General features: G+C 34.1%; 26 protein-coding genes, 1 tRNA gene, 1 pseudogene and 1 riboswitch. Of the genes and pseudogenes, 15 read left to right on the plus strand and 13 right to left on the minus strand.

Annotation, left to right across the window (positions count from 1 at the left end; all coding sequences use genetic code 11):
- Positions 1 to 9 precede the first annotated feature (9 nt).
- A complete protein-coding gene (locus LCM23_RS15690; protein ID WP_224937796.1) occupies positions 10 to 534 on the plus strand; it encodes an RNA polymerase sigma factor in 525 nt (174 codons plus the stop codon).
- Positions 535 to 627: 93 nt separating this feature from the next.
- Here the strand turns inward: LCM23_RS15690 and LCM23_RS15695 are convergent, their stop codons facing one another.
- The 4 genes from LCM23_RS15695 to LCM23_RS15710 are packed head-to-tail and all read right to left on the minus strand — an operon-like array spanning position 628 to position 3417.
- Entirely contained in the window at positions 628 to 1359 is a 732-nt protein-coding gene (locus LCM23_RS15695; RefSeq protein WP_224937797.1) for an ABC transporter ATP-binding protein, read from the minus strand.
- Entirely contained in the window at positions 1356 to 2120 is a 765-nt protein-coding gene (locus LCM23_RS15700; RefSeq protein ID WP_224937798.1) for an ABC transporter permease, read from the minus strand. Before LCM23_RS15700 ends, LCM23_RS15695 begins: the two co-directional genes overlap by 4 nt.
- Entirely contained in the window at positions 2120 to 2410 is a 291-nt protein-coding gene (locus LCM23_RS15705) for a thiamine-binding protein (RefSeq protein WP_224937799.1), read from the minus strand. The genes LCM23_RS15700 and LCM23_RS15705 overlap by 1 nt, the downstream gene beginning before the upstream one ends.
- Positions 2410 to 3417, minus strand: a complete 1008-nt coding sequence (locus LCM23_RS15710) for an ABC transporter substrate-binding protein (protein WP_224937800.1) — start codon at positions 3415 to 3417, stop codon at positions 2410 to 2412. Before LCM23_RS15710 ends, LCM23_RS15705 begins: the two co-directional genes overlap by 1 nt.
- 80 nt (positions 3418 to 3497) lie before the next feature.
- Positions 3498 to 3610, minus strand: a riboswitch (TPP riboswitch).
- Between the two features lie 185 nt (positions 3611 to 3795).
- On the opposite strand from LCM23_RS15710, the gene LCM23_RS15715 reads away from it, so the two are divergent.
- The 6 genes from LCM23_RS15715 (at position 3796) to LCM23_RS15740 (ending at position 10906) form a co-directional block, all read left to right on the plus strand.
- Positions 3796 to 4434, plus strand: coding sequence for a cell wall hydrolase (locus LCM23_RS15715; RefSeq protein WP_224937801.1), 639 nt, complete (start codon positions 3796 to 3798; stop codon positions 4432 to 4434).
- Between the two features lie 202 nt (positions 4435 to 4636).
- A complete protein-coding gene (locus tag LCM23_RS15720; RefSeq protein ID WP_095369736.1) occupies positions 4637 to 4831 on the plus strand; it encodes a twin-arginine translocase TatA/TatE family subunit in 195 nt (64 codons plus the stop codon).
- 240 nt (positions 4832 to 5071) lie between these two features.
- Positions 5072 to 6652 carry a peptide chain release factor 3 gene (locus LCM23_RS15725; RefSeq protein ID WP_224937802.1) on the plus strand — a complete coding sequence of 527 codons (1581 nt, stop codon included), beginning with the start codon at positions 5072 to 5074 and terminating at the stop codon, positions 6650 to 6652.
- 538 nt (positions 6653 to 7190) lie between these two features.
- Complete coding sequence (gene nhaC / locus LCM23_RS15730) at positions 7191 to 8570, plus strand: Na+/H+ antiporter NhaC (RefSeq protein ID WP_224937803.1); 1380 nt, start codon at positions 7191 to 7193, stop codon at positions 8568 to 8570.
- 405 nt (positions 8571 to 8975) lie between these two features.
- Positions 8976 to 9731 (plus strand): RNA polymerase sigma-I factor, encoded by a 756-nt coding sequence (gene sigI / locus LCM23_RS15735; protein ID WP_224937804.1) that lies wholly within the window; start codon positions 8976 to 8978, stop codon positions 9729 to 9731.
- Entirely contained in the window at positions 9728 to 10906 is a 1179-nt protein-coding gene (locus tag LCM23_RS15740; RefSeq protein ID WP_224937805.1) for an anti-sigma factor domain-containing protein, read from the plus strand. Before sigI ends, LCM23_RS15740 begins: the two co-directional genes overlap by 4 nt.
- A 57-nt stretch (positions 10907 to 10963) precedes the next feature.
- Here the strand turns inward: LCM23_RS15740 and LCM23_RS15745 are convergent, their stop codons facing one another.
- Positions 10964 to 11161, minus strand: a complete 198-nt coding sequence (locus LCM23_RS15745) for an alpha/beta-type small acid-soluble spore protein (RefSeq protein ID WP_095369732.1) — start codon at positions 11159 to 11161, stop codon at positions 10964 to 10966.
- A gap of 197 nt (positions 11162 to 11358) precedes the next feature.
- On the opposite strand from LCM23_RS15745, the gene LCM23_RS15750 reads away from it, so the two are divergent.
- The gene (locus LCM23_RS15750; RefSeq protein WP_224937806.1) at positions 11359 to 12723 is read left to right on the plus strand and encodes a TrkH family potassium uptake protein; all 1365 of its coding nucleotides are present in this window, start codon (positions 11359 to 11361) and stop codon (positions 12721 to 12723) included.
- A 43-nt stretch (positions 12724 to 12766) separates the two neighbouring features.
- Here the strand turns inward: LCM23_RS15750 and LCM23_RS15755 are convergent, their stop codons facing one another.
- Positions 12767 to 13105: a DUF3905 domain-containing protein gene (locus LCM23_RS15755; protein WP_224937807.1), complete on the minus strand. Its 339-nt coding sequence runs from the start codon at positions 13103 to 13105 to the stop codon at positions 12767 to 12769.
- A gap of 143 nt (positions 13106 to 13248) precedes the next feature.
- Here LCM23_RS15755 and LCM23_RS15760 point away from each other — a divergent pair, with 143 nt between their 5' ends.
- Positions 13249 to 13407: a hypothetical protein gene (locus LCM23_RS15760; protein ID WP_224937808.1), complete on the plus strand. Its 159-nt coding sequence runs from the start codon at positions 13249 to 13251 to the stop codon at positions 13405 to 13407.
- Positions 13408 to 13545: a hypothetical protein gene (locus LCM23_RS15765; RefSeq protein ID WP_224937809.1), complete on the plus strand. Its 138-nt coding sequence runs from the start codon at positions 13408 to 13410 to the stop codon at positions 13543 to 13545.
- Between the two features lie 50 nt (positions 13546 to 13595).
- Here the strand turns inward: LCM23_RS15765 and LCM23_RS15770 are convergent, their stop codons facing one another.
- The gene (locus LCM23_RS15770) at positions 13596 to 15326 is read right to left on the minus strand and encodes a B12-binding domain-containing radical SAM protein (RefSeq protein WP_224937810.1); all 1731 of its coding nucleotides are present in this window, start codon (positions 15324 to 15326) and stop codon (positions 13596 to 13598) included.
- Between the two features lie 218 nt (positions 15327 to 15544).
- On the opposite strand from LCM23_RS15770, the gene LCM23_RS15775 reads away from it, so the two are divergent.
- A complete protein-coding gene (locus LCM23_RS15775; protein WP_224937811.1) occupies positions 15545 to 15739 on the plus strand; it encodes a hypothetical protein in 195 nt (64 codons plus the stop codon).
- Positions 15740 to 15813: 74 nt separating this feature from the next.
- Here LCM23_RS15775 and LCM23_RS15780 read toward each other — a convergent pair whose 3' ends face one another.
- Together LCM23_RS15780 and LCM23_RS15785 are read right to left on the minus strand one after the other, a co-directional pair.
- Positions 15814 to 15978: a hypothetical protein gene (locus LCM23_RS15780; RefSeq protein ID WP_224937812.1), complete on the minus strand. Its 165-nt coding sequence runs from the start codon at positions 15976 to 15978 to the stop codon at positions 15814 to 15816.
- Positions 15979 to 16471: 493 nt separating this feature from the next.
- The gene (locus LCM23_RS15785) at positions 16472 to 16771 is read right to left on the minus strand and encodes a hypothetical protein (RefSeq protein WP_224937813.1); all 300 of its coding nucleotides are present in this window, start codon (positions 16769 to 16771) and stop codon (positions 16472 to 16474) included.
- A 287-nt stretch (positions 16772 to 17058) separates the two neighbouring features.
- On the opposite strand from LCM23_RS15785, the gene LCM23_RS15790 reads away from it, so the two are divergent.
- A complete protein-coding gene (locus LCM23_RS15790; RefSeq protein WP_224937906.1) occupies positions 17059 to 17253 on the plus strand; it encodes a dUTP diphosphatase in 195 nt (64 codons plus the stop codon).
- Positions 17253 to 17619 (plus strand): annotated as a pseudogene (locus LCM23_RS15795) (DUF1064 domain-containing protein). The gene LCM23_RS15790 and the pseudogene LCM23_RS15795 overlap by 1 nt, the downstream one beginning before the upstream one ends.
- Positions 17620 to 18272: 653 nt before the next feature.
- On the opposite strand, the gene LCM23_RS15800 reads toward LCM23_RS15795, so the two are convergent.
- The gene (locus tag LCM23_RS15800; RefSeq protein WP_224937814.1) at positions 18273 to 18464 is read right to left on the minus strand and encodes a hypothetical protein; all 192 of its coding nucleotides are present in this window, start codon (positions 18462 to 18464) and stop codon (positions 18273 to 18275) included.
- A gap of 623 nt (positions 18465 to 19087) precedes the next feature.
- Complete coding sequence (locus LCM23_RS15805; protein WP_224937815.1) at positions 19088 to 19711, minus strand: DUF421 domain-containing protein; 624 nt, start codon at positions 19709 to 19711, stop codon at positions 19088 to 19090.
- 215 nt (positions 19712 to 19926) lie between these two features.
- Here LCM23_RS15805 and LCM23_RS15810 point away from each other — a divergent pair, with 215 nt between their 5' ends.
- Positions 19927 to 20064 (plus strand): hypothetical protein, encoded by a 138-nt coding sequence (locus tag LCM23_RS15810; protein WP_224937816.1) that lies wholly within the window; start codon positions 19927 to 19929, stop codon positions 20062 to 20064.
- A 475-nt stretch (positions 20065 to 20539) separates the two neighbouring features.
- Positions 20540 to 20641 carry a hemolysin XhlA family protein gene (locus LCM23_RS15815; protein WP_224937907.1) on the plus strand — a complete coding sequence of 34 codons (102 nt, stop codon included), beginning with the start codon at positions 20540 to 20542 and terminating at the stop codon, positions 20639 to 20641.
- A gap of 626 nt (positions 20642 to 21267) precedes the next feature.
- Here the strand turns inward: LCM23_RS15815 and LCM23_RS15820 are convergent.
- Positions 21268 to 21341, minus strand: a tRNA-Arg gene (locus tag LCM23_RS15820).
- 190 nt (positions 21342 to 21531) lie between these two features.
- A complete protein-coding gene (locus LCM23_RS15825; protein WP_224937817.1) occupies positions 21532 to 22575 on the minus strand; it encodes an acyltransferase family protein in 1044 nt (347 codons plus the stop codon).
- Positions 22576 to 22789: the final 214 nt, after the last annotated feature.

The following is a 22789-nucleotide window of genomic DNA, read 5'->3' on the forward strand; positions in this document are numbered from 1 at the left end:
GAAAAGGGGTTGGGATCAGACGGCCAATCATTTATTGAAATCTATCGTATTTATCATCATCAAATCTTTAGGTTTATTTATTCAATGATTGAGCAACAAGAAACAGCGGAAGATCTAACGCAAGAAACATTTATTAAAGCTTTTATATCAAAGAATCAGGTTGAGCACCAAGACAAAATCCATAGTTGGTTATTCAGTATTGCTAAAAATACGACGATTGATTTTATTAGAAAACAACAGAAGTTACAACAGGAGTTATATTTAAATAAAGCTTGGATAAAAAACCGTTCTATTCCAGAAGAACAATTTATTCAGGATGAGGGGGTTCATGCGTTATATCAGGCAATAAATCACTTGAAAACGAATTATCGAAATGTACTAGTGTTAAGAAAAATAAAAGAATGTACCATAAAAGAAACTGCAGAAATTTTAGGTTGGAGAGAAGACAAGGTGAGAATTACCACAACGAGAGCTATTAAATCATTAAAGAAAATTTGGAAAAACACATATGGGGATCATTACCATCTATTATGATAGATGGCTTATTTTTTGCCATTATTTTTGTAAAAGCGTATATCTTATTTCTCTAGAGAAGATAAGATATACGCTTTTAAATCACGTGGCGTTTTACTCCAATAATTGTTTGATTCTTTTCTTTAAGGATAGAAGTTCGGAACTTAAGATGATATCTTCATGTCTTGGGCGAGAGAAAGGGACGGTTAATTTTTCTTTAACCGTCGTTGGTTTGTTTGATAACACATAAATCGTATCGGATAAAAAGATCGCTTCTTCAATATGGTGAGTGATAAATACAATCGTCTTTCTATTCTGTTCCCATATATCGAGCAGCCATTTTTGTAAGCTTAATCTTGTGAATTCATCTAATGCAGCAAATGGTTCATCTAATAAAATGATTGGTTGAGGACTAAGTAATGCACGAATGAATGCCACTCTTTGTTTCATCCCTCCTGAGAGTTCATGAGGGAGTGCTTCAAGTTCATGAATCAACCCTGCCCGTTCCAGCATTTTAGTCGCTTGCACTTTATTGCCGATCTCCCCACTTAATTCTTGTCCTAACATCACGTTATGTAAGACTGTTCTCCATGGGAGTAGGGAGGGCGATTGAGGCATATAACTAACAGAACCTTTTTTATTTATAATAGGTTGTCCATTTAAAAGGATGACACCATTATCGGGTGGCATCATTCCACCGATTAAATTAAATAATGTACTTTTACCACTACCTGAAGGTCCGATAATTGAAACGAATTCACCTTCATTTACTGTCATAGAAATATCTTTTATTACATGATTTCTTGAATATCTTTTTTCAATAGATTTAAGTTGTAAAAGACTCATATTTCCTTCTCCTTTATATGCCAACGTACCAGTTTACTTTCGATGAGATGAATAAAGCCCAAAAGTATTAAGCTCATGATCATAATAATGATAATGGCCACAAAGACGCGATCTGTTCTGAAAGAAGAAGAAGCGAGCGTCATATACACACCTAGGCCATTTTTCGCACCTAGCCATTCAGAAATAACCGCGCCCATTACACTATATGTAGCAGAAATCTTAATCCCGGAAAATAAGGATGATAATGAAAAGGGGAGTTCTAGCTTCCAAAATAACTGCCATTTACTTGCACCAGCCATAAGCATATAATGTTTCAGGTTTTTAGGTGTATGCTCGAAACCGTTTAATGTGGCTATGACAATAGGAAAAAAACAAACAAGGGTGATCACGATTAATTTAGGTAATAAACCGAACCCAAACCAAATGACGAGTAATGGTGCTAACACAATAATTGGAATGTTTTGAGATAATATGAGTAAAGGGTAGATTGCTTCTTTTAAAAACGGAACTAGATGAAGCGTGATAGCAGTAAAAATTCCAATCGTAGTACCAATTACAAGTCCTATGGTGGTCAATTGTATGGTTGATAATAGGTGGGGGGTAAGGGAATCCCACCCGGCTATTGCTTCAGATAGAATACTTGTTGGAGCAGGAAGTAACCATGGTGGTATAGCAAATAGCATTACAGCGGTTTCCCACAAAATAATTAAAAGCAAGAGCACCAATAAAGCGCTCCAGCTTTTTATAAACTTCTGCAACATTAGCGGTACTTCTCAGTTAATGTATTTAAAGTGATGCCTTCTGGCTGGTAAAGAACTTTAATTTGAGAAATAACATTCGGACTTCCAAGCTCAACCATACGTTCATTCATTTTTGTTATGATAGGAAACAGTTCTGATAAATGACCTTCCATAGTCGTTTCTAAAGAGTTTACCTCATATGGAATACCAGCTTTATCAATAATCGAAATCGCTTCGTCTACAAGAGCGATAACGTCTAGTCCGTTAGCTGATTTTGGAATGATTTGTATACTTACTAAAGCTTTTGCCATTATTTATTCCCTCCATTTGGTAAAAATTGATTTGTAAATGCTTCCTCTGCATCTAATGGTTTATCTAATAGATTATATTCAAGCATCCAATCAGCATAATTCTCCCATACTGATAAGTCTTGTTCTCCCCATTTTGCTGCATCATCTTGATATCGCTCTGCTAGCCAGAATTGAGATGCCTTTACCAATTCTTCATCTAAATCAGGCGCAGCTGCAAGTAAAATGTTTGCAGCCTTTTCTGGTTGTTCAATTGCAAATGTGTACCCTTTGGAAACGGCTTTCATAAAGGCTTGAACAATATCAGCATTTTTATGAATCATCTTTTCATTCGTAGCAATAACGGGTGTATAGTAATCTAGTTTTTTGGAGTAATCAGTCAGATAAATCATGTTTAATTCCTCACCACGTAATTCCGCTTCTACTCCTGTCCACCCATAATAAATCCAAGAAAAATCAACATCTCGTTTAACAGCTGTAAAGAAGTCTGTGTCACCTATATTAAGAATGGAGACTTTATTAATATCTGCATGATCATTTTTCATTAAAGAATCAATCACTGATTTTTCAACAGGTGCACCGAACCCACCATACGTATGATCTTCAAAATCTTTCGGCGTGTGAATGTTTTTACTAACTGGTGAAGCAAACCCCGAGGTATTATGTTGGATGATGGCTGCAATCGAGACGATTGGCACATCTTGGACTCTAGCTTGCGTGATTGCTTCTTGTACACTTACGCCAAAATCTGCTTTTCCTGAAGCGATGAGCTGATCCGCCCCTGTTTCGCCTGGCATCATGATTTCAACTTCTAATCCTTCTTCTGCGAAGTAACCCTCTGCTGCTGCAACATAAATGCCCGTATGATTTGTATTTGGGGTCCAATCAAGTACAAAGTTTACTTTTTTTAATTCATTTTCTCCCATTTCTGTTTGTGCATCTTCACTGGAATTCCCGCACCCAGCTAATAGAAACACGCTGAAAAGAAGCAATATGAACCATCCTTTCATTCCATTTCCTCCTTTTTATTTTTTGAAGGAAATAAAAAACGCCCAAAGGATTCACCATGGGCGCATATCAAAAACATATGAATTGTTTTAAATATGTTCCCTACGCTGCTATGAGGCAGATCAGGTTCAAAGGGTCATCATCTAAAACGGATGAAATCTCAACCAGCAATTACTGGTCCCCCCACATTTTGGTTTATTTGCGTTTTTATTTCCACCATTATTATAGCAGAAGTTTATTATAATGCTAGTCTAAATTAAGATGGGAGAAATATCCTGATTACCCATGGAAAACATTGCGTTTGAAGTAGTCTTTCTATCCATGTTAGTCTTAATTTTGTTATTTTGATTTAAATGTATATTTGAATGGAGGAAAAAATATTGAAACTGATTGCAGTTATCTTTGCAGCGAGTACATTGTTTTTAGTCCATTTCATCCAATCTGCTGATTTACGCGTTTATGCTGAGACATTAGATGTTTATGATATATATGAGGTTAAAGGGAACGAAACAATTTCTTCCATTGCTGATCAATTAGAAGTGTCTGAGGAAGAATTAACAATGATGAATCACCTAGAAGATCGAACGGTTCAAAAAGGTGATAAGCTTATCGTTCCTAAAGTAGAGGAAAAAGAAAAGAAAGAAAAGAAGCCTGACATTTCGTTAACATCTGAGGAGAAGGATCTTTTAGCAAGACTTATCCATGCAGAAGCGAAAGGCGAACCGTTTGAAGGAAAGGTAGCTGTTGCAGAAGTTGTGATTAATCGAGTGCAGGACGAACGTTTTCCTGATACCATTCGTGGTGTTATTTATGAAAATAAGCAATTTCAACCTGTTGATAATGGTTCGATTAATAAGCCTGCAGATAAAGAAGCAAAAAAAGCAGTAAAGCAAGCAATGAAAAATCATGCATTGCCAGATGAAACGGTCTTTTTCCACAATCCAACAATCGTACCGCAATCTTGGTTGAATACGAGAGAAGTTGTTACAGAAATCGGTAATCACCGTTTTTCTATGTAAAGCAAACCCTTCTATCTTATTGAACGAAGATGAACTAATGATAAGGAGCCATGGGTGACATCAGTCACATGAGGCTCTTTTTATCGTGTTAAAAAGGATTGCTAATAAGGAATTTACTTGCCTTTATTTGGTGTTCAATTATAATGGGAATTGAAATATAAATAATCACCTTACGTTATGTCTTACATAAAGGAGTGATACTATGTTATCAAATATTGGTATACCAGGTCTCATTCTTATACTTGTACTGGCCCTCATTATTTTCGGGCCGAAGAAGTTACCTGAAATTGGACGAGCTGTGGGAGAGACGTTGAAAGAGTTTAAAAACTCTGCTAAAGGTTTAGCTAATGATGATGAGGACTCTAATGAGAAGAAGAAAAACAATTTAGAGAAGTAATTTCAACTAAAAGTTGGCATATCTTATGTCAGCTTTTTTGTTTGTAATGAAACTTGCATTTAAGCTTGGATGACAAGAGGATTATATATTGTGTATAAAACGTGCAAACTCATTGGTTATCTTTTTAAAGAAAATGCCATATATTGATTACGCATTGCAAAGTTTCTAATACAAGGATAAAATTGAGGGTACGCAGTAGCGACAGATAAGAATTTATACATGTTAGTGAGGAATTTTATTATGAGTACATTTAAAGACGAAGTATTATCGCGTCGAACATTTGCAATTATTTCCCACCCGGATGCTGGGAAAACAACCTTAACAGAAAAGCTTCTTTTATTCGGAGGGGCCATTCGTGATGCAGGGACTGTTAAAGGGAAAAAGACAGGGAAATATGCAACAAGTGACTGGATGGAAATAGAAAAACAACGTGGTATTTCGGTTACGTCTAGTGTTATGCAGTTTGAGTATAATCAAGCTAAAATCAATATCTTAGATACACCAGGACACCAAGATTTCAGTGAAGATACTTATCGTACATTAACAGCAGTGGATAGTGCAGTTATGATCATTGATTCAGCAAAGGGGATCGAGGATCAGACTTTAAAACTCTTTAAAGTTTGCCGTATGAGAGGTATCCCTATTTTTACATTTATCAATAAATTGGATCGACAAGGTAAGATGCCGTTAGAGCTTTTAGCTGAATTAGAAGAAGTAATGGGGATTGAATCATATCCGATGAATTGGCCAATAGGAATGGGGAAAGAGTTTTTAGGCATTTATGATCGTTTTAATAATCGTATTGAACAATTTAGGGTAGATGAAGAGGATCGTTTCCTTGAATTGAATGATGAAGGAGAAATTAACGAAGAACATGCTCTAAAACAATCAGGGCTTTATGAACAAACGTTAGAAGAAATTATGTTATTAAATGAAGCGGGTAATGAATTTTCGCGTGACCGCATTGCTTCAGGGGATTTAACACCTGTTTTCTTTGGCAGTGCTTTGACTAATTTTGGTGTGCAAACGTTTTTGGAATCTTATTTACAGTTTGCTCCTTCTCCTCAACCAAGAGAATCGACTGTTGGAGAAATCAATCCTTTAACAGAAGACTTCTCAGGGTTTATCTTTAAAATTCAAGCGAATATGAATCCTGCACATAGGGATAGAATCGCTTTTCTTAGAATTTGTTCAGGTAAATTTGAACGAGGGATGAGTGTAAATATTCCGCGTCTTGGTAAACAAGTGAAATTAGCACAATCGACACAATTTATGGCAGATGATCGTAGTACCGTTAACGAAGCTGTAAGTGGCGATATCATTGGGATTTATGATCCAGGAACATATCAGATTGGTGACACATTGACAAGTGATAAAAATGGTTTCCAATTTGAAAGACTACCTCAGTTCACCCCCGAATTATTTGTTCGTGTGACAGCAAAGAATGTAATGAAGCAAAAGCATTTTCATAAAGGGATTCAACAGCTAGTGCAAGAGGGGGCTATTCAGCTCTTTAAAACTGTGAAAACAGATGAGTATTTACTTGGAGCAGTTGGACAATTACAATTTGAAGTATTTGAACATCGGATGAAAAACGAATATAACACGGAAGTCTTAATGGAGAGGTTAGGCTCTAAAATTGCAAGATGGGTTGAAGGTGAGAACAATTACGATAACCTTTCTAGCTCGCGTAGTTTACTTGTGAAGGATCGATATGAACATCAAGTGTTTCTGTTTGAAAATGATTTTGCTCTTAGATGGTTCCAAGATAAAAACCCAGATGTACCATTATATAATCCGATGGATCAGCAGCAACAATAAATATAATTACAGGCACGCACAATTTTTGTGCGTGTTTTTTTATATATCATTATTTAAGCAATCAATTGTCCAACGCTGATATATTTGGCACGAACCTCATCTTGTTTTTTAAAGAAGGAGGTTGATACACAGACGAGTTTTAGCAACGGTAGTTGTCCGTAAAGTATAGGTTAAGATCAAATTATTTATATGAAAATAATGATTGACAGTAAATGAAATACAGATTATAGTATAAATACGTTATAAAAATACTTTAGTGCATAAAAGCGTTTAAGCAAAATAGTGTTCTTAGTTTTAATATAATTTAACCGGTAGTGCCAGTAGAGGATTTATGAACAGTTAAAGAGACTGAATGGTTGGTGAAAGTTCAGGTCATAAATTTTTCGAATTACACCTACTTATAAAGGTTAAAATAGATGAAGTGGACAAGTGTGGTGTCTTGTCAATTAGGGTGGTACCGCGGAGATCATTCGTCCCTAAATAAGGGATTTATGAGCTCTTTTTTTACGCTTTTAGAAATATTGGAGGTTAGTTTATTATGCAACAAGAACCAAGCATCAAAGTAAAAACATGGGAAGCTATACTTATCACAATTATTCTCCTTAGTGGTATAAGTTATTGTATGATTGCCCTTGAGGCACCACCACATATTCCCATTGTATTATCGATGATCTTTTTAATTAGTTATGGATTATGTAAAGGCGTTAAGTATAGAGAAATAGAACAAGGCATGATGGATGGGACAAAGTCAGGGCTTGGCGCTACATTTTTATTCTTTTTTATTGGTATGTTAATAAGTAGTTGGATGGCAAGCGGGACCATTCCAACCTTCATTTATTATTCTTTAGATATTGTAGGACCGAATTATTTTTATGCCATTTCTTTTGTTGTTACCGCTATTATTGGTATGAGTATTGGCAGTTCATTAACAACAGCAGCGACGATTGGTGTTGCATTTATGGGATTGAGTGGTGCATTAGATTTAAATCCGGCTATTACTGCAGGTGCAATTATCTCAGGCGCATTTTTTGGAGATAAAATGTCTCCACTGTCTGATACAACGAATTTAGCATCCATGACAGTTGGGGTTGATTTATTTGATCATATTAAAACAATGAGTATGACAACGATCCCTGTATTTATCTTATCCTTTATTATTTTTTTCCTAATCTCACCGAAGGGAATGGGAGAGGCCAGCTTAGTAAAAATTAATGAAATGCAGGATGGTTTATTAACGCTAGGGTTGGTGAAATGGTATGCAATCATTCCTTTTCTTGTATTAGTTGTATTAGCGATAAAGAAAATACCTGCTTTAATTACATTAGCATCTTCAATTGTTACTGCAATTATTGTTTCCTTCTTTGTGCAAAATGAAATGAATTTAGGTAAGCTTATTACTATTTTATTTAGTGGTTATACATCAAATAGTGGGATTGAGGATATCGACTCATTATTAACTAGAGGTGGAATAGAAAGTATGTTTTTCTCTATTTCACTTGTCCTGTTGGCTTTAGCAATGGGAGGGTTATTTATTAAATTAGGGATATTAGCAGCACTTATTCGTGGGATTACTGACTACTTATCTAAACGTGGCCCATTAATTTCAGCAACTGCTTCAACTGCAGTTGGTATCAATTTTATTGTAGGTGAGCAGTATTTATCTATCTTATTAACAGGTAATGCTTATAAAGAATCTTTTAATAAAGCGAATTTGCATCCTCGATATTTATCCAGGGTTTTAGAAGATGCTGGTACAGTGGTTAATCCTCTTGTACCGTGGAGTGTTTGTGGAATCTTTCTCACGACAGTGCTAGATGTTAATACATTAACCTACTTGCCATTTGCCTTATTTTGCTTAATAAGTCCATTAATGACTATTTTATATGGTTGGACTGGTTGGACAATGAAGAAGCAGTAATCATTTCAATTTGTATGATATAAGCCATTTTCTCTAATAGATGAAGAGAAAATTGGCTTTTTTTATTTCTTTAATAAAAAAGGATGTAAAATAATTGAAATAGGTTCATAAAATATTCTCGCTTTCGCCTTATTTTAGTAAAAGTAATCTTAGATCTCGATGACGTTTTAATATATTTTAATTTTTGATAACATTTTTTTAGTTATATTGCACAAGTATGAAAGTTGCACAACTTTTGTCATTATATTGTAGTGAATGTGGTATAAAAATATTCTTTACCCCTATAATTTTCTAATTTTACCCGTATATTTGTAAAGATAGGGTAATAAAGTTTGTGGCCAGTCTTCATGCACAATTCATCTAATTTTCCTGTGTTATAATTTGGGTGAATAAAGAGGTGAGTGCATGATTAAATCACTGTTTAGAGGCTTAAAGACACAACATAAAACCATTGAAGAAGAAGTTTATGCCATTCAAAATGGTGATCGACAATTAAGAGATGTGTTTATAGATAAATTTAGACCTTTTGTAGCTAAGTCGGTATCTTTAGTTTGCAGGAGGTTTATATATGATTCCGATGATGAATTTAGCGTGGGTTTAATCGCCTTTAATGATGCTATTAATAATTATAATCGAGCAAAAGGAACGAGTTTCGTTTCTTTTGCTGAGGTTGTTATTAAACGAAGAGTCATTGATTATATTAGACAGCAATCGAAACATCAAAACCTTAGTTTAGATGCAAGCCATCACTATGAGGACGGTTCGAATGAGCAAGCCAGTGCATTAATAGAATCAGAAATATCGATAAGGGGCTACTTAGAAATACAAGATCAACAGGCAAGGAAAGAAGAAATAATTAAGTTCACGAATGATTTATCTCATTTTGGTATTAGTTTCAAAGAGATTGTAAAATGCTCGCCAAAACATGCCGATGCAAGAAGGACAGCAATTGAAATTGCCCAATTAATTGCCAATGATGTGATGTTGAAAGACATGTTATATTCCACCAAGAAATTACCAATCAAGCATATGGAATCAAGAATAAAAGTAAGTAGAAAAACAATTGAAAGAAATCGTAAATACATTATTGCAATGACATTAGTTTTATGTAATGACTTTGTCTATTTAAAGGATTATTTGAAAGGGGTGTTAGAAACGTGAAAAGAGGAGTGATTGTCGCTATTGATGAACGTTTCTTAACACTTTTAACAAATGAAGGTGAATTTTATTTTAGCTATAAATACGAAGCAATATATGAAATAGGTCAAGAGATTGAGTTTGAGCCTGTGATGAAAAATCCTAAGGTAGGATCTGTTAAAAAACCGAAATATGTAAAAATGATTATGCTTGCTGCTGTATTTATTCTTTCCTTTTTAGGCTTATCCTTATGGCCTAATCATTCTGAACAGACAATCTATGCTTATATGACCATTGATATTAATCCAAGTATTGAATTAGCCGTAAATGAACAATTCGAAGTGATACAATTGAAGGGTTACAATGCAGATGGAAAAAAAATCATTCAAGAGATAGCGGGTTGGAAAAATAAACAATTTGATACCATATTTTCAGATATCCTTTCAATTTGTAAGAGTCAGGGATATATGCAAAAAGGAAAAGAATTAACGTTCGCCACAGTCGTCATGTCAGATCAATATTTAGAAGAAGAAAGATTAAGGAAACATACTGACTTTGTTACAAGGGAATTAAATGAAGAAGATGTAAGTTTGCATTTAATTAAAGGCTCTAAAACAGAACGAGAGTTAGCTCAAGAAAAAGGACTTACTCTAGGGGCATACATGGAGTTGAACGAGAAGACTGAATATGACAATACCGCAAAATCGAATGTAAATGAATCAGAGGAAGAAAAAAAGACTGAAAGTGATAAAGAAGAAAGTAAGGAAGATAACATAGAAAGTGAAATAAAAAAAGAAAAAGAAAAGGAAAATGAAACATCCATAGAAGTGAAGGAAGAGAAGGGGACAGTGCCTACTTCTGATGATAATGAAGCTATCGATCCAAATATAGAGGCAAATGAATCAATACCAAAAAAAGAGGTTGAAGAGAAGAAGTTTCGTTATAAGAAGCATGCTGATGATGAACACAATGACTCTTCGTCTGTCACTAATAAGGAGATTGAAAATTATAACTTTAAAGGGGAACATAAACATAAAAATAAGAATAAAAATGATGCTGAGAAAGAACAAAATGATACCGATAATTTCGATGTTCATGACGATAATGGATGGCGTGATAGGCATGATCAAGACAAGCACAATAACGAAAAAAGGGCTAAAAATAATGAAAGGAAAAAATATAATAAAGAATCACCATAATTGCAAGATTTATGGGTATAATAAAAAGTCCGAGTTGAACCTCGGACTTTTGCCATGTTATTTTTGTTTTCCGGAAAGTTCTGCTTGAGCTTGTTGGACTAATCTTTTTGTGATTTCTCCTCCGACTGAACCGTTAGATCTGGAAACAGTGTCCGAACCTAACTGTACGCCAAACTCTTGAGCGATTTCATATTTAACTTGATCTAAATATTGTTCAATTCCCGGTACTAAAAGTTTATTACTATTCTTTGGCATGATTACACATCTCCTAAAGATAATTTACAGTAATTGATATCACTGTATTTGTATTATGATGTATTGTGTTCATTTCATGAGTGGTAAATTAGCTGTTTGTATCCTTGTTTTGGCAAAGAAAGCATAATTAGCTTTCAAAACAGGGGTAGATTATATTATTATAGAGTGTAATTGAGTTTAGTTGAGGTGAAAAACGTTTGTTAAAAGATTTTAAAGGCTGGATAAATAGGCGTTCGCCAGCACAAATAATCACTGCATATTATTTCTTGTCGATTTCAATTTCTGTAGGACTCCTCTATTTACCAGGTGTGAATCAAAAAGGTGTAGAAGTTAGCTTTATAGATACTGTATTTACTGCTGTGACAGCTGTTAGTGTAACGGGATTAACCGTTGTTGATTTATCACAAACCTATAGTGTTTTTGGGTATTTTGTGATAATGATTATTATGCAATTTGGTGGAATTGGTATTATGGCATTAGGTACTTTCTTTTGGATGTTGTTAGGTAAGAAGATTGGATTGAAGAGTAGAAAACTAATTATGGTTGATCACAATCAGTATGCGCTTTCTGGGCTTGTTCAACTCGTGAAAGAAATAATTAAATTAATGATTCTTATCGAAGTAATAGGGATGTTTATACTTGGCTTTCATTTTTTAAAGTACTATCCTACGTGGGACGAAGCTTTTCTCCACGGAATATTTGCCTCTGTAAGTGCAACAACAAATGGGGGTTTAGATATAACAGGTTCATCAATGATTCCATATGCCCATGATTATTTCGTGCAGTTTATTACAATCATTTTAATCTCTTTAGGGGCAATTGGTTTTCCTGTTTTAATTGAAGTCAAAGCTTTTCTATTAAAACGTAAATGGGAAAACTCTCTCCCGTATCGTTTTTCTTTATTTACTAAAGTAACAACCGTTACATACGCTTTTTTACTCGTTTTTGGAACCATTATTATTTTAGTTATGGAGTTTCAACATTTTTTTAAAGGGCTATCATGGCATGAAAGTTTCTTTTATGCACTATTTCAGTCAGCGACGACAAGAAGTGGTGGGTTAGCAACAATGGATGTTAGTGAATTTACTTTGCCAACCCTATTGATCATGAGTATTATGATGTTTATAGGTGCTTCACCAAGTTCGGTTGGGGGAGGCATACGGACAACCACCTTTGCGTTAAATATTTTATTTATCTGGAATTTTGCCAAAGGAAATAAACATGTGAAAATCTTCCGCAGAGAAATTCACCAAGATGATATATTGAAATCATTGGTTATTACAATTTTAGCCACGCTTTTATGCTTTGTAGCAGTGCTGTTGATCAGCATTACAAATACCCATTTATCACTTATTTCCATAATATTTGAAGTTTGCTCCGCATTTGGAACGACTGGTCTTTCCATGGGGATAACAGCTGATTTAAGTAATACTGGAAAAATCGTCATTATGATACTAATGTTTGTCGGTAGAATAGGCTTAACCTCATTTTTATATATCATAGGTGGTAAAGAAGAAAAGCCACATTATCATTATCCAAAGGAAAGGATTATTATTGGATAAATAGATAGATACGAAAACCAAGCTTAACAAAAAGCTTGGTTTTCTAATCTGCTTTATAACCTGCATCTTTTGTTGGATGAGAGAAGGGGGCATCTGGTACTTCTTTTTCTTCTATCAGTGCGCGATTCTCAGGCGTATTAAAGCCAATATCGTTTGTTGGATGAACCCATTTGTCTCCAGCCATCACAGCTGGGTCTACTTCATCACTCCAATTCTCAAGTGGAGACTGCTCTGATACATAATTACTATCCCCAATTGTTACCCCAAATTCGTTTACAAAAGGTGGTTGTAGCTCCTTATGACTTTTTCGAAAGTCAGGTGAAGAAATTTGATGTGGTAAGCTTTCTATTTTGCTTCGCTCTTGCTTGTTTTGTCTTTTCACTTATCATCACTCCTCTTTTTATTTTTCTCTTCTGTTTGATCGTTTATGAGATGAAACATGAAGAAATAAAAGGTAAGCATAATGACCCTACATTAGGCGGAAAATATGTTTGTTCTTACGAAATATGAAGGAGGAGTCAGAAGATGAAGAGAAAAGCTAGCCATCGTGCTGTTGAAAAATATAGTAAGACACCAAAAGCCAATCAAGAAGATGTTGAATTTTCAACTGAATTTACTAGTGGTGAAAATGTAAATAAAGGTGCCAACCGCAATTCAAAACAAGGAAGAAAAGGGAGAAGCTAAATGTACCAGTTAAAAAATGAGCGGAAACAGAAACAGCCTCCTCAAGTGAATGTAGAGTTCGGGATGGAGTTTGGCGATATGAACGCTTCAAAGATTTATGAAGTTACAAGTAAAAAAGGCAAGGTTAATAAGAAATGAAAGTACAAGCCAGAAAAGTTTAAACTGCTTTTCTGGCTTGTTTTTACACACTATGATGCAAACACAGCTGCCTGTTCTTTGGCATAATATACAACCATCACTGATTCATCCATTTCAATGAAACCGGTCTGAATATATTTCTCAAGATTAAAGGGAAGCTTCTCTACAATGGAGTGCTTATATAGTTCTTTTTCGTTTAAAAGTAATAAAGCAAAGTCTTTGCTTACAGAACTTGGATCTTTTAGAAAATGTTGATAAAGCAAAGATCGTTCTTTTTTATCAATTGAGGATGGCCACCAAGGCTTTCTAGGTTTATATTTTTGATTAGATAGGTAATCATATTTCATTAAGCCTTCTATGACCTCTAAATTTTTCACCTGTGTATCCTCTAAGAAAGCAAATAATCGATGGAATAAATCTTCTAATTGGTGGCCAATTCTTGACCAGCCTTTCCCTTCCCAATAACTTCCGAACTCTTGGAAAAAATCAAAAGGGGTAGGGAAAATGTTTGTAACTAAGTATTCAATCGTATGATCCATCCGATGGTCATTCCAATATTTTTCTAATACATCTTCTACTTGTTTGATTCGGATAATATCTTGGAATGATAATACATTATTTCCAAGGATTTCATAAGGTGATTGATCCATATAAATATATTGATGATTGGCGGCACTTTGCCTTAACCCTGTACCCCTCAACATTTTTAAAAATCCTAGTTGTAATTCTTCTGGACGCAGAGCAAAAACATCATTGAACGTCTTCTTGAATGATGCATAATCCTCCTCAGGCAAACCAGCAATTAAATCAAGATGCTGATCAATCTTGCCACCTTCTTTTACCATTGTCACTGTTCGAGTCAACTTCTGAAAGTTTTGTTTTCGCTTCACTAATTCATTCGTATAATCATTAGTTGATTGTACGCCAATTTCAAACCGGAATAAACCGGCAGGTGCGTGATCGTTTAGAAATTGAATGACTTCTGGCCTCATAATATCAGCTGTTATTTCGAATTGAAAAACCACACCAGGCATATGTTCATCAATAAGAAATTGAAACATTTCTAACGCGTAACTGCGACTAATATTAAATGTCCGATCCACAAATTTTATCGTTTTCGCTCCGTTTCGCATTAAATAACGAATATCTTCTTTCACCTTTTCACGATCAAAATATCGAACACCAACTTCAATGGAAGAAAGACAGAATTGACAACTAAAAGGGCAGCCCCTACTCGTTTCAATATATGTAACCCTTTTGCCAAGCTCCCTCTTATCTTCTTCAAAGCGAAAAGGAGAGGGTAGTTCACGAAGGTTAAGTTTGTTGTTTTGTGGATTAACTTGCAATTTGCCATCTTCAAGATAAGCAATGCCGTTCACTTTGCGCCAATCCTTTTCACCATCTATTTGTTGAAGTAGTTGTTTAAAAGTTTCTTCTCCTTCACCTACAGCGATAAAATCAATCTCTGAAACATTCTCTAACCATTCAGGGACATCATAGGTCACTTCTGGTCCACCGAGTATAATTATTACATCCGCATTTATTTTTTTGATCATACGAATGACTTTAATTGTTTCTTCAATATTCCATATATAACAACTGAAACCTATGACATTCGGTTGCTTATTAATTAAATCAGTAACAATATTCATAACTGGGTCTTTAATTGTATATTCAGCAAGTTCAACGTTGAAATCAGGTTCAGCAAATGCTTTTAAGTACCGTATGGCAAGGTTAGTATGAATATATTTAGCGTTTAATGTTGACGCAATGACTTTCATTTTCTTCTCCTTTTATATGCAGTAAGAAAAAGCGGTCGAGACATAAAATACCCAACAGCTTCTTATCTTTAACTAACATGTTTTCTTGGCAATACATTTTATTTTATCATAATTTTTATTAAAATCCTAAAGTCAAAAATTAATAAGTTTTAACATTGACTTCATATTGTCTTTAAATTGGTAAGTTATGATTAACCTATCAAAGGAGGAGTGATAAGATGTTAATCGCAGCGATTATACAGTGGCACCGCTTTTGGTTTGTTGGTATAAACTATTTTTTAGAAGGTGATATTCCTGAGTGGTTATTTCACCGACTATTCTCGAAGTCTATGCATCATCAAGAAAAGCTTATCTTTTTCTTGAAGAAACAGAAGGTCACCTCACGCACAAGGAGAGCATCATTACATGGGTAGTATTGTTATAAATAATATAAAAAAATGGCTATAGACATATACTCATCAAAAGTATATTATCTATAGCCATTTTTTTATTCTTTACGATTGTTTTCTTCTTCTTCAATAACCCCATCATTTCCTTTATCAATACCAGTAGCCTGATTGACCATCATGGAGAAAAGGTTTAAGCCTTGATCCATTGGATCCATTTCATATTGTTTTTGGCCAATTTTTCGAGATTTTTCAATATCACTCATTAAAGGCACCTCCATGTTATAGGTTGCACTAGTTCATTTGGCACCATTCATAAATGAAAGAATTAATTTTTTTGGTTAAGGTAATGTTGTAAGCACATGGCACAAGTGATGGAATCTTTACTAATAAACTTTATCCGCCTTAAATCTGAACGATTAACTATTGTAAAGTAGTGATAAGTATAACCACATTCCGTTTTTTTTTGATTTTTAACAATATGAACTAAATTATCTTGTTTACTTACAATTGTTGGAAACATCATAAACGTTTAACTCCTTTTATACCTGGTACTAACACGTGATAATGTAATGATAATCTATTTTATGTTATTTGTGAAATGATAAAATAAGGTAATTGAAAGGGGGTTTAATACCCATTTAGGAAATAGCACCAATAGAAAAGTTTGCTAACATGGATTAAAGTTGAATAAGTGATGTTGTAAATTAACTAAAGATGGGGTAAATCCAGAGGGCTTGTACCCCTCTGAATCGAAAATTAAATTGCAGTGAATCTATTTACCTTTCCGCCACTATCCTGAACAATAGCTAGTCCTAATATTGCATTGATTAAATCTGGTATATTAATATCTTGTGCGTCTAAAATATAAGCAACAGTACCTCCACCTAACGGGAAACTATTACACCCAATGATATAAAGTTGACCTTGCTCTACTTGATATTCTTTTAGTGCAGGCGCTCCAGGACCTGGAAATGTACAGCTTGATTCAACAGTTTCACCTCCTGAGGTAAGAACAATAACATCACCTAAACCTGGAACAGGAACAGTAATAGCCATAAATATCAAACTTCCTTTCAAAACTAATTGCCAGCTGACTTTGTATCTTATGTTAATCAAATGTTATAGCTTGGATTTAAAACCTAAAGAAGTAAAAATGATATTAATGACCACTGTATATTAAACAAATAATCGGCTGAAGTTTTGCGCACATGAAGAGAATAACCTCCAAGACGAATTGATTGAATATGCTGATGGACTTCCTTTTATTCTGGATATCGTTCATGTAATATTTTTTGAAGACTTTGGCATGACCTACATTCTTTCTGAAGAATAAAGGGCGATCAATAGCGCCCCAATTTAGATACCTTTTCTCTCTCGTAGCAAAATTGGATAAGACGAAAAGCCCAATCACTTTTATAGAGTTAATCTCAGAATATATTGCCCTTGGTCAAATGATTGACTTCTTCTTTGAACAAATCGAAGAAGCATTCTATGTGAAAGATGTCATTAACCAGGAGAGGCAAAGTGAGATTTATTAATGGGAGGAAAATACAACAAGTACGGCAACCACAAATCAGTTGTTGATGGACATAAGTTCGATAGCAAAGCAGAAGCATTATATTATGGCCAATTAAAATGGTTGCTGCAAGCTAAACAGATTAAAGGGTTTAACATGCAACAAAGATACCTTCTTCCAGAGGGGTTTTAAGAGAACGGAAAGACATATAGAAAGATTGAATATATTGCTGATTTTGAAGAAGAAAAATTAGATGGAACAATCGAGATTATTGATATAAAGAACAGTCACCAAAAAATTTTCAATAAAAAGAAAACTATATGAGCGTCAATACATGGGTTCTATTAAGTTACTTAATATGACCGAGATAGGGCATTCGTGGAGGTAAATTAATGGCGAGAAAATCGTAGAAACGATTGCAGTTAGCTTTGATAGAAGAATGATCTAGGTGGTTGTCATCTACGAGAAAGTGGTATCGAAGCAGCAAATTAGAAATGAAAATCCATATAGCAAACGGCACATGGGTTACTTTCCCTAGTGCTGGCGCTTATGAAGTGAAAGGGGTAGATTACTGATTTTGTATTAAGTTCCCTACCGGCAGCTAGGAAAAATCCTAGCTAAGCCGATTGATTTTCTTGTTAATTTTAATCACAAAACTAATGAGAATGGCACTAAAGATACTGGAAAGGACAGCACTTCCAACACCCATCCACATAAGAGAAACCAGTTTCTTTTTGTATGCAGGAAACATAAGACACATCCTTTCTCTTTCTAAATTTAAGGTTGCCAATTTTATTGCAAATTATGTAAAACCGGAGGAATGAACGTGCCTGAGATAAAGTTATCAGGAAAAATAAAAAGAAGAGCCCAGGCAGTGGCTCTTCGAAGAAATGATAAAAAAGAGAAATCCATCTTATCCACTATATGATATGTGGGTAACGGATTAATGATTGGACGTTTAATAACTTTTGAATTATTAAGTTTACTAGATAAAGAAATGGTTTTTGAAAGAAGGAGCGCAAAGGCTCCACCGTTCATTTTTCAACTTAGAAACTTTGATCCAAAGAGAAAATAAAGAATCATTGAAGCACCTAAGAAGGAAGAGAAAAATAAAATTTGCTGTGGTTTTGATTGACTTTTAAGCCAGTTCCATCTTTTAGTCTCCATATCCAGCCAAAGGAAATCGACAATTAGTGCTATAAAAATAATTACAAGGAATGTAATCAAATTCATGAATTGCTTTCTCCTTTCTTGTACAATTAGGTTATAACATATTATGGAAAAACGGAAAGGTTATGACAAGTTTAACTTATTAATCAAACAAAAGAGTAAAAACGTTATTAAGAAGGCGTGAATTTATTTAAATTACTAGAAAGAATATTTAACCCAAAGTACGTTCAGTGCTTTAGTGATAAAAAGTACGATTTTGTTGATGATAAAGGACAACGAATTATTATAATGGCTAGTAATATTTTGAACGAGTAAAGAAATATAAGTCTGAATACGTGGCAGTTAGAATAGAAATGGATGGTTTTCCAGAAGCAGAAATCATTATTAATCCTATTGCTATTGCTGATTCAAGCTTGCGTATTATAAGGTATTATAAGAAACACTTATGATGAAGAGTAAACCATAAGCACGTAAAAGGTATTAAAATATAGGTTGTACTTTTGGCAGTGATATGAGTGAAATTGAAGAAAATTTATTTTTTTAGTAATGTCACTATCCTAATACGATGTGAAACAAATTGATAGGTCTGATTCTTAAGAAGAAGGACAAGGAATAAGAGGAAATTAAGTATTAGAAATAATTTCATTTTCCTTGTACCCATAATTTTTACATCTAATTATGTATATTTACCGAAGCCGATTAGGTGGTGACGGTGAATGCTTTCCTTCTATTTCTGAAAAAAGGTTCGAGTTTAAATCATTTTGTTGATTTGTTGATGGTTGTATTAAGTTACTGTTATTTAATTGTAGTAGAAGGTAGTTAAGTGTTTCTTGAACTTTTTCTACATCCTCTTTGGTGGCAAATTTCTTTTTATCAATGAGTAAGTAACCTAATTGTCCGCTGGGTTCAATTGTAGCCCATTGCACATCCTTTATGTTTTCTATACCATTTTGTCGTAATCTCATTTCGAGTTTATCAACAGATAGGCGCATTTTTCTTAAATTTTTTTCATCTAGTGTTCCATTATTAATTACAATTTTTGAACGACCGGTGAATAAAGTCTCAGTAAAGTCCCATTTTAGTTGAATGTATTCAAGTAACATCAAAGTAACTATCAGTATGGCAGCAATCAAAAAAGTAGTCCAAATATTTTTACCACTAACTGGTTGAATTAGGAGTGTCCCAATAGAAATCATAATGACAGTTTGTGAAATTGTCAGCTGAGAGATAGATCTTCTACCTGAAATACGAATTAATAATATACCAAAAATAATGATTAACATCGATTTCCAAATCCAGGATATATCCATTATTTTCTACCACCATTCATTAGTTGTGCAATTAGTTGGATTTTATAAACTTTAATAAGAATTTACTGGTATCAATGTACATGTAGGTAATTGAGTATTAGTTTTTGTAGGAATTGAAAAAATATACAATTTGGAGAACTAAAGGTAGGAGGAGTTAAGTTGGAGAAAAACACATGCTTTGATAAATACAAAATGAATGGGTGCAGGTAGAATACATGGGATCGTTTCAATTCTCTAAAGAAATAGAACCTTCACCAATGATTGGAGGTCATCCAGGAGGAGTTATTGCCTACCCAGAGGCAGTTGTGAAATTATCGAACGAGCTTATGGAAAATTGGAGCAAATGGGGGTAGAAACACAAGATAGAAGGAATTAATTTTCTTGACTGAGTATTAATTTTAGAAGTGAAATATATTCATCTATTAACGGAGGTATCATGATGTGGGTGTCTTAACTTTAAATCGATTAAATATTGTAGATCTTTAATAACTATTTCTCTCCCAATAAATCAATCTCGACTACGTCCCCTAAAAAAACATACACTCTAATGGTAGCCATTCATAAAAATAACAAACCATATTTTTATATAGGAGTATTAATTTTTTCGATATTTCTGTTATTTAAATAATTGAATTTAGTAAAGAAAGATAAGGAGTTTATTAAATGAAAATGACGAATTGTAGCGTATGTTTTGCTGTTCTTCGAGTGAAACAATAGTCTGGGAACATAAACGAATTTGTCGCACATGTCGCAGTAAGCAATAAAAAAGCCAGGAATCATCGGCACCCAATTATATTTTAACATAGGGGGTTCCTGAAAGAAGCTGCCATTAAAGCTATCAATAAAACTTTGGATAGCATAAATAATAATACAACTTGGATTAAGCGCGCCTTAATAGGTGCCATAATTACAGCGGTTTGCTCCGACTAAATTGTGGGGGCAATCGCTCTTTTTTATAACGTGATAGAAGGATGAATAAATTGAAAATGGACAAAGGTACCATATTTAGAACAGGCAGCAGTGTTCTTAGCGGCGGTTATCAATCAATTTTTTGGTGACAACAGGTTTAAATTCAATTCCAGGTAGTGAACAACTATGGGGTGAAGTTTTAAGCACAGGATTACTGGTGCCGCGGATGTAGGTTTATGACTTGCAAAAGCAACAGATGAGTACATTTAGCATTGATGGAATCTTATCAGTACAAAACCAAAAAGACAATGAGGTCTCAATTATGCGTAGACATAAAGAGAAGTGTTAGAAACATTAGAGGAATATGTTGTAACTAATCAATATCCATCTTCATATAGAGAATTAGGGAGTATGGTAGGAATAACATGGTGCACTCGGATATGGACTTATACAAATTATGCTAATACTTCTTAAGGTCTTAAAGGAAATTGGAAGTGCGATTTAGTGATAAAAAAATCCAAAAAATCTATTCCGACCCCAAACCGACCCCAAATAAGAATTTGTATATGAATTTATAAAACATAAAAACAAAAATAAAAGGTCGATAACCCCTTTAATACCAAGGGTTATCGACCTTTTATAATTAGCGTCCCAGATAGGAATCGAACCTACGACCTACAGCTTAGGAGGCTGTTGCTCTATCCTGCTGAGCTACTGGGACATATATTGTTTTTTTCTTTTGACAATATAAAATTATATACCTATATAAATGAACGGTCAATAATAAAGCCTTTGAAAATGTTTAATGATTTTCATTGTTTTTATAATAATGGGAAAAGAGCGTCCATAGATGTTTAAATGATAAAGGCAGTAGTTACATAGCACTGTAACTACTGCCTTACCTTACCTATTTAACCAATTCGGTATTTTCTACGATAATATCGAAAGATCGTTCTAATTTGTCTCTTTAGTTGTTTAAACCGTGCAGTGCTTAACTCAATCAGCGGCTGAGTCACTGCGGTGACCCATTTGCTTGATAATAGCAAAGTAAGCACTAAGGCGAGACCTGCTAACAAGAGAAAACTTCTCGCATCATTAAAGAAATCTTGCACTTCACTTTCTCTAAATACTCGTACGAAAAACCCGTGAAGAAGATAAACATATAATGTGTTTTTACCTAGCTTTGTAAATGAGTAATGTCTATTAGGCACAAAGGCAAAGAAACATGCCATCATCATCACACTGAGTAAATAGAAACCTAATCTAGTTAACATGGACGAAATAGATGCATCATCAACAACGGAATATGGCTTTGACCCAAGTAACCATTCATAGTTGATGTTTGGATTAAAGTAGAATAACACAAAAACAGCTACAAAAATACCAATCGCACCGATGCGAACCGATGGTCTAAATAAAACTTGGAAATGCTCTTTCTTCATTAAATAACCTAGTAAGAAGAATGGGAAAAACACAAAAGTTCTAGATAAACTCAAATAGTTTGTAACCCAATCAGCATATCCTACAGCTAGCCCAATCGCAAAAGAGAGGATAATGGCTACACTTGGTTTGAATTTGGCAAATATCAATAACAATAGATGCCAGAAAAATAAAGAAATTAAGAACCATAACGACCAATGTGGATTTAGCGGATCCACGTTAAAGGCTGCACCTTGATGTAAGAAATAATAAAAGATCGAATAGATTAGTTGGAAAATAAGGTATGGCAAAATCAATTTTTTAGCTATTTTTTGAATATATCCCTTTTGATAATACCCTTTTGCAAAAAAGCCTGAAACTAATATAAATGCAGGCATATGAAATGTATAAATAACTTTGTAAAGCGTATAAATTGTTTCACTATCTTCAATAAAAGAGCGAATCAAATGTCCGAATACCACAAAGAAAATAAGAATAAACTTTGCGTTATCAAAAAAGTAATCACGCTGTCTCATAAATCCTCCTTTATTAAAGACCCCCTAAAACATCACTTATTATATACCCATTATGTAAGAAAATAAATCAATTCAAACATGTGAACGAGTGGATAAAAATCCAAAACATGGACATGTAAAGGTAATATGGCATTGAAATGTATAGGTATATATAACTATTTATAGTTAAAATACTACTTCAATATCCCCTTTTTATCGATTATAATGTTAGCAG

This window comes from Cytobacillus kochii (assembly GCF_020171845.1).
Lineage (GTDB): Bacteria > Bacillota > Bacilli > Bacillales > Cytobacillaceae > Cytobacillus > Cytobacillus kochii.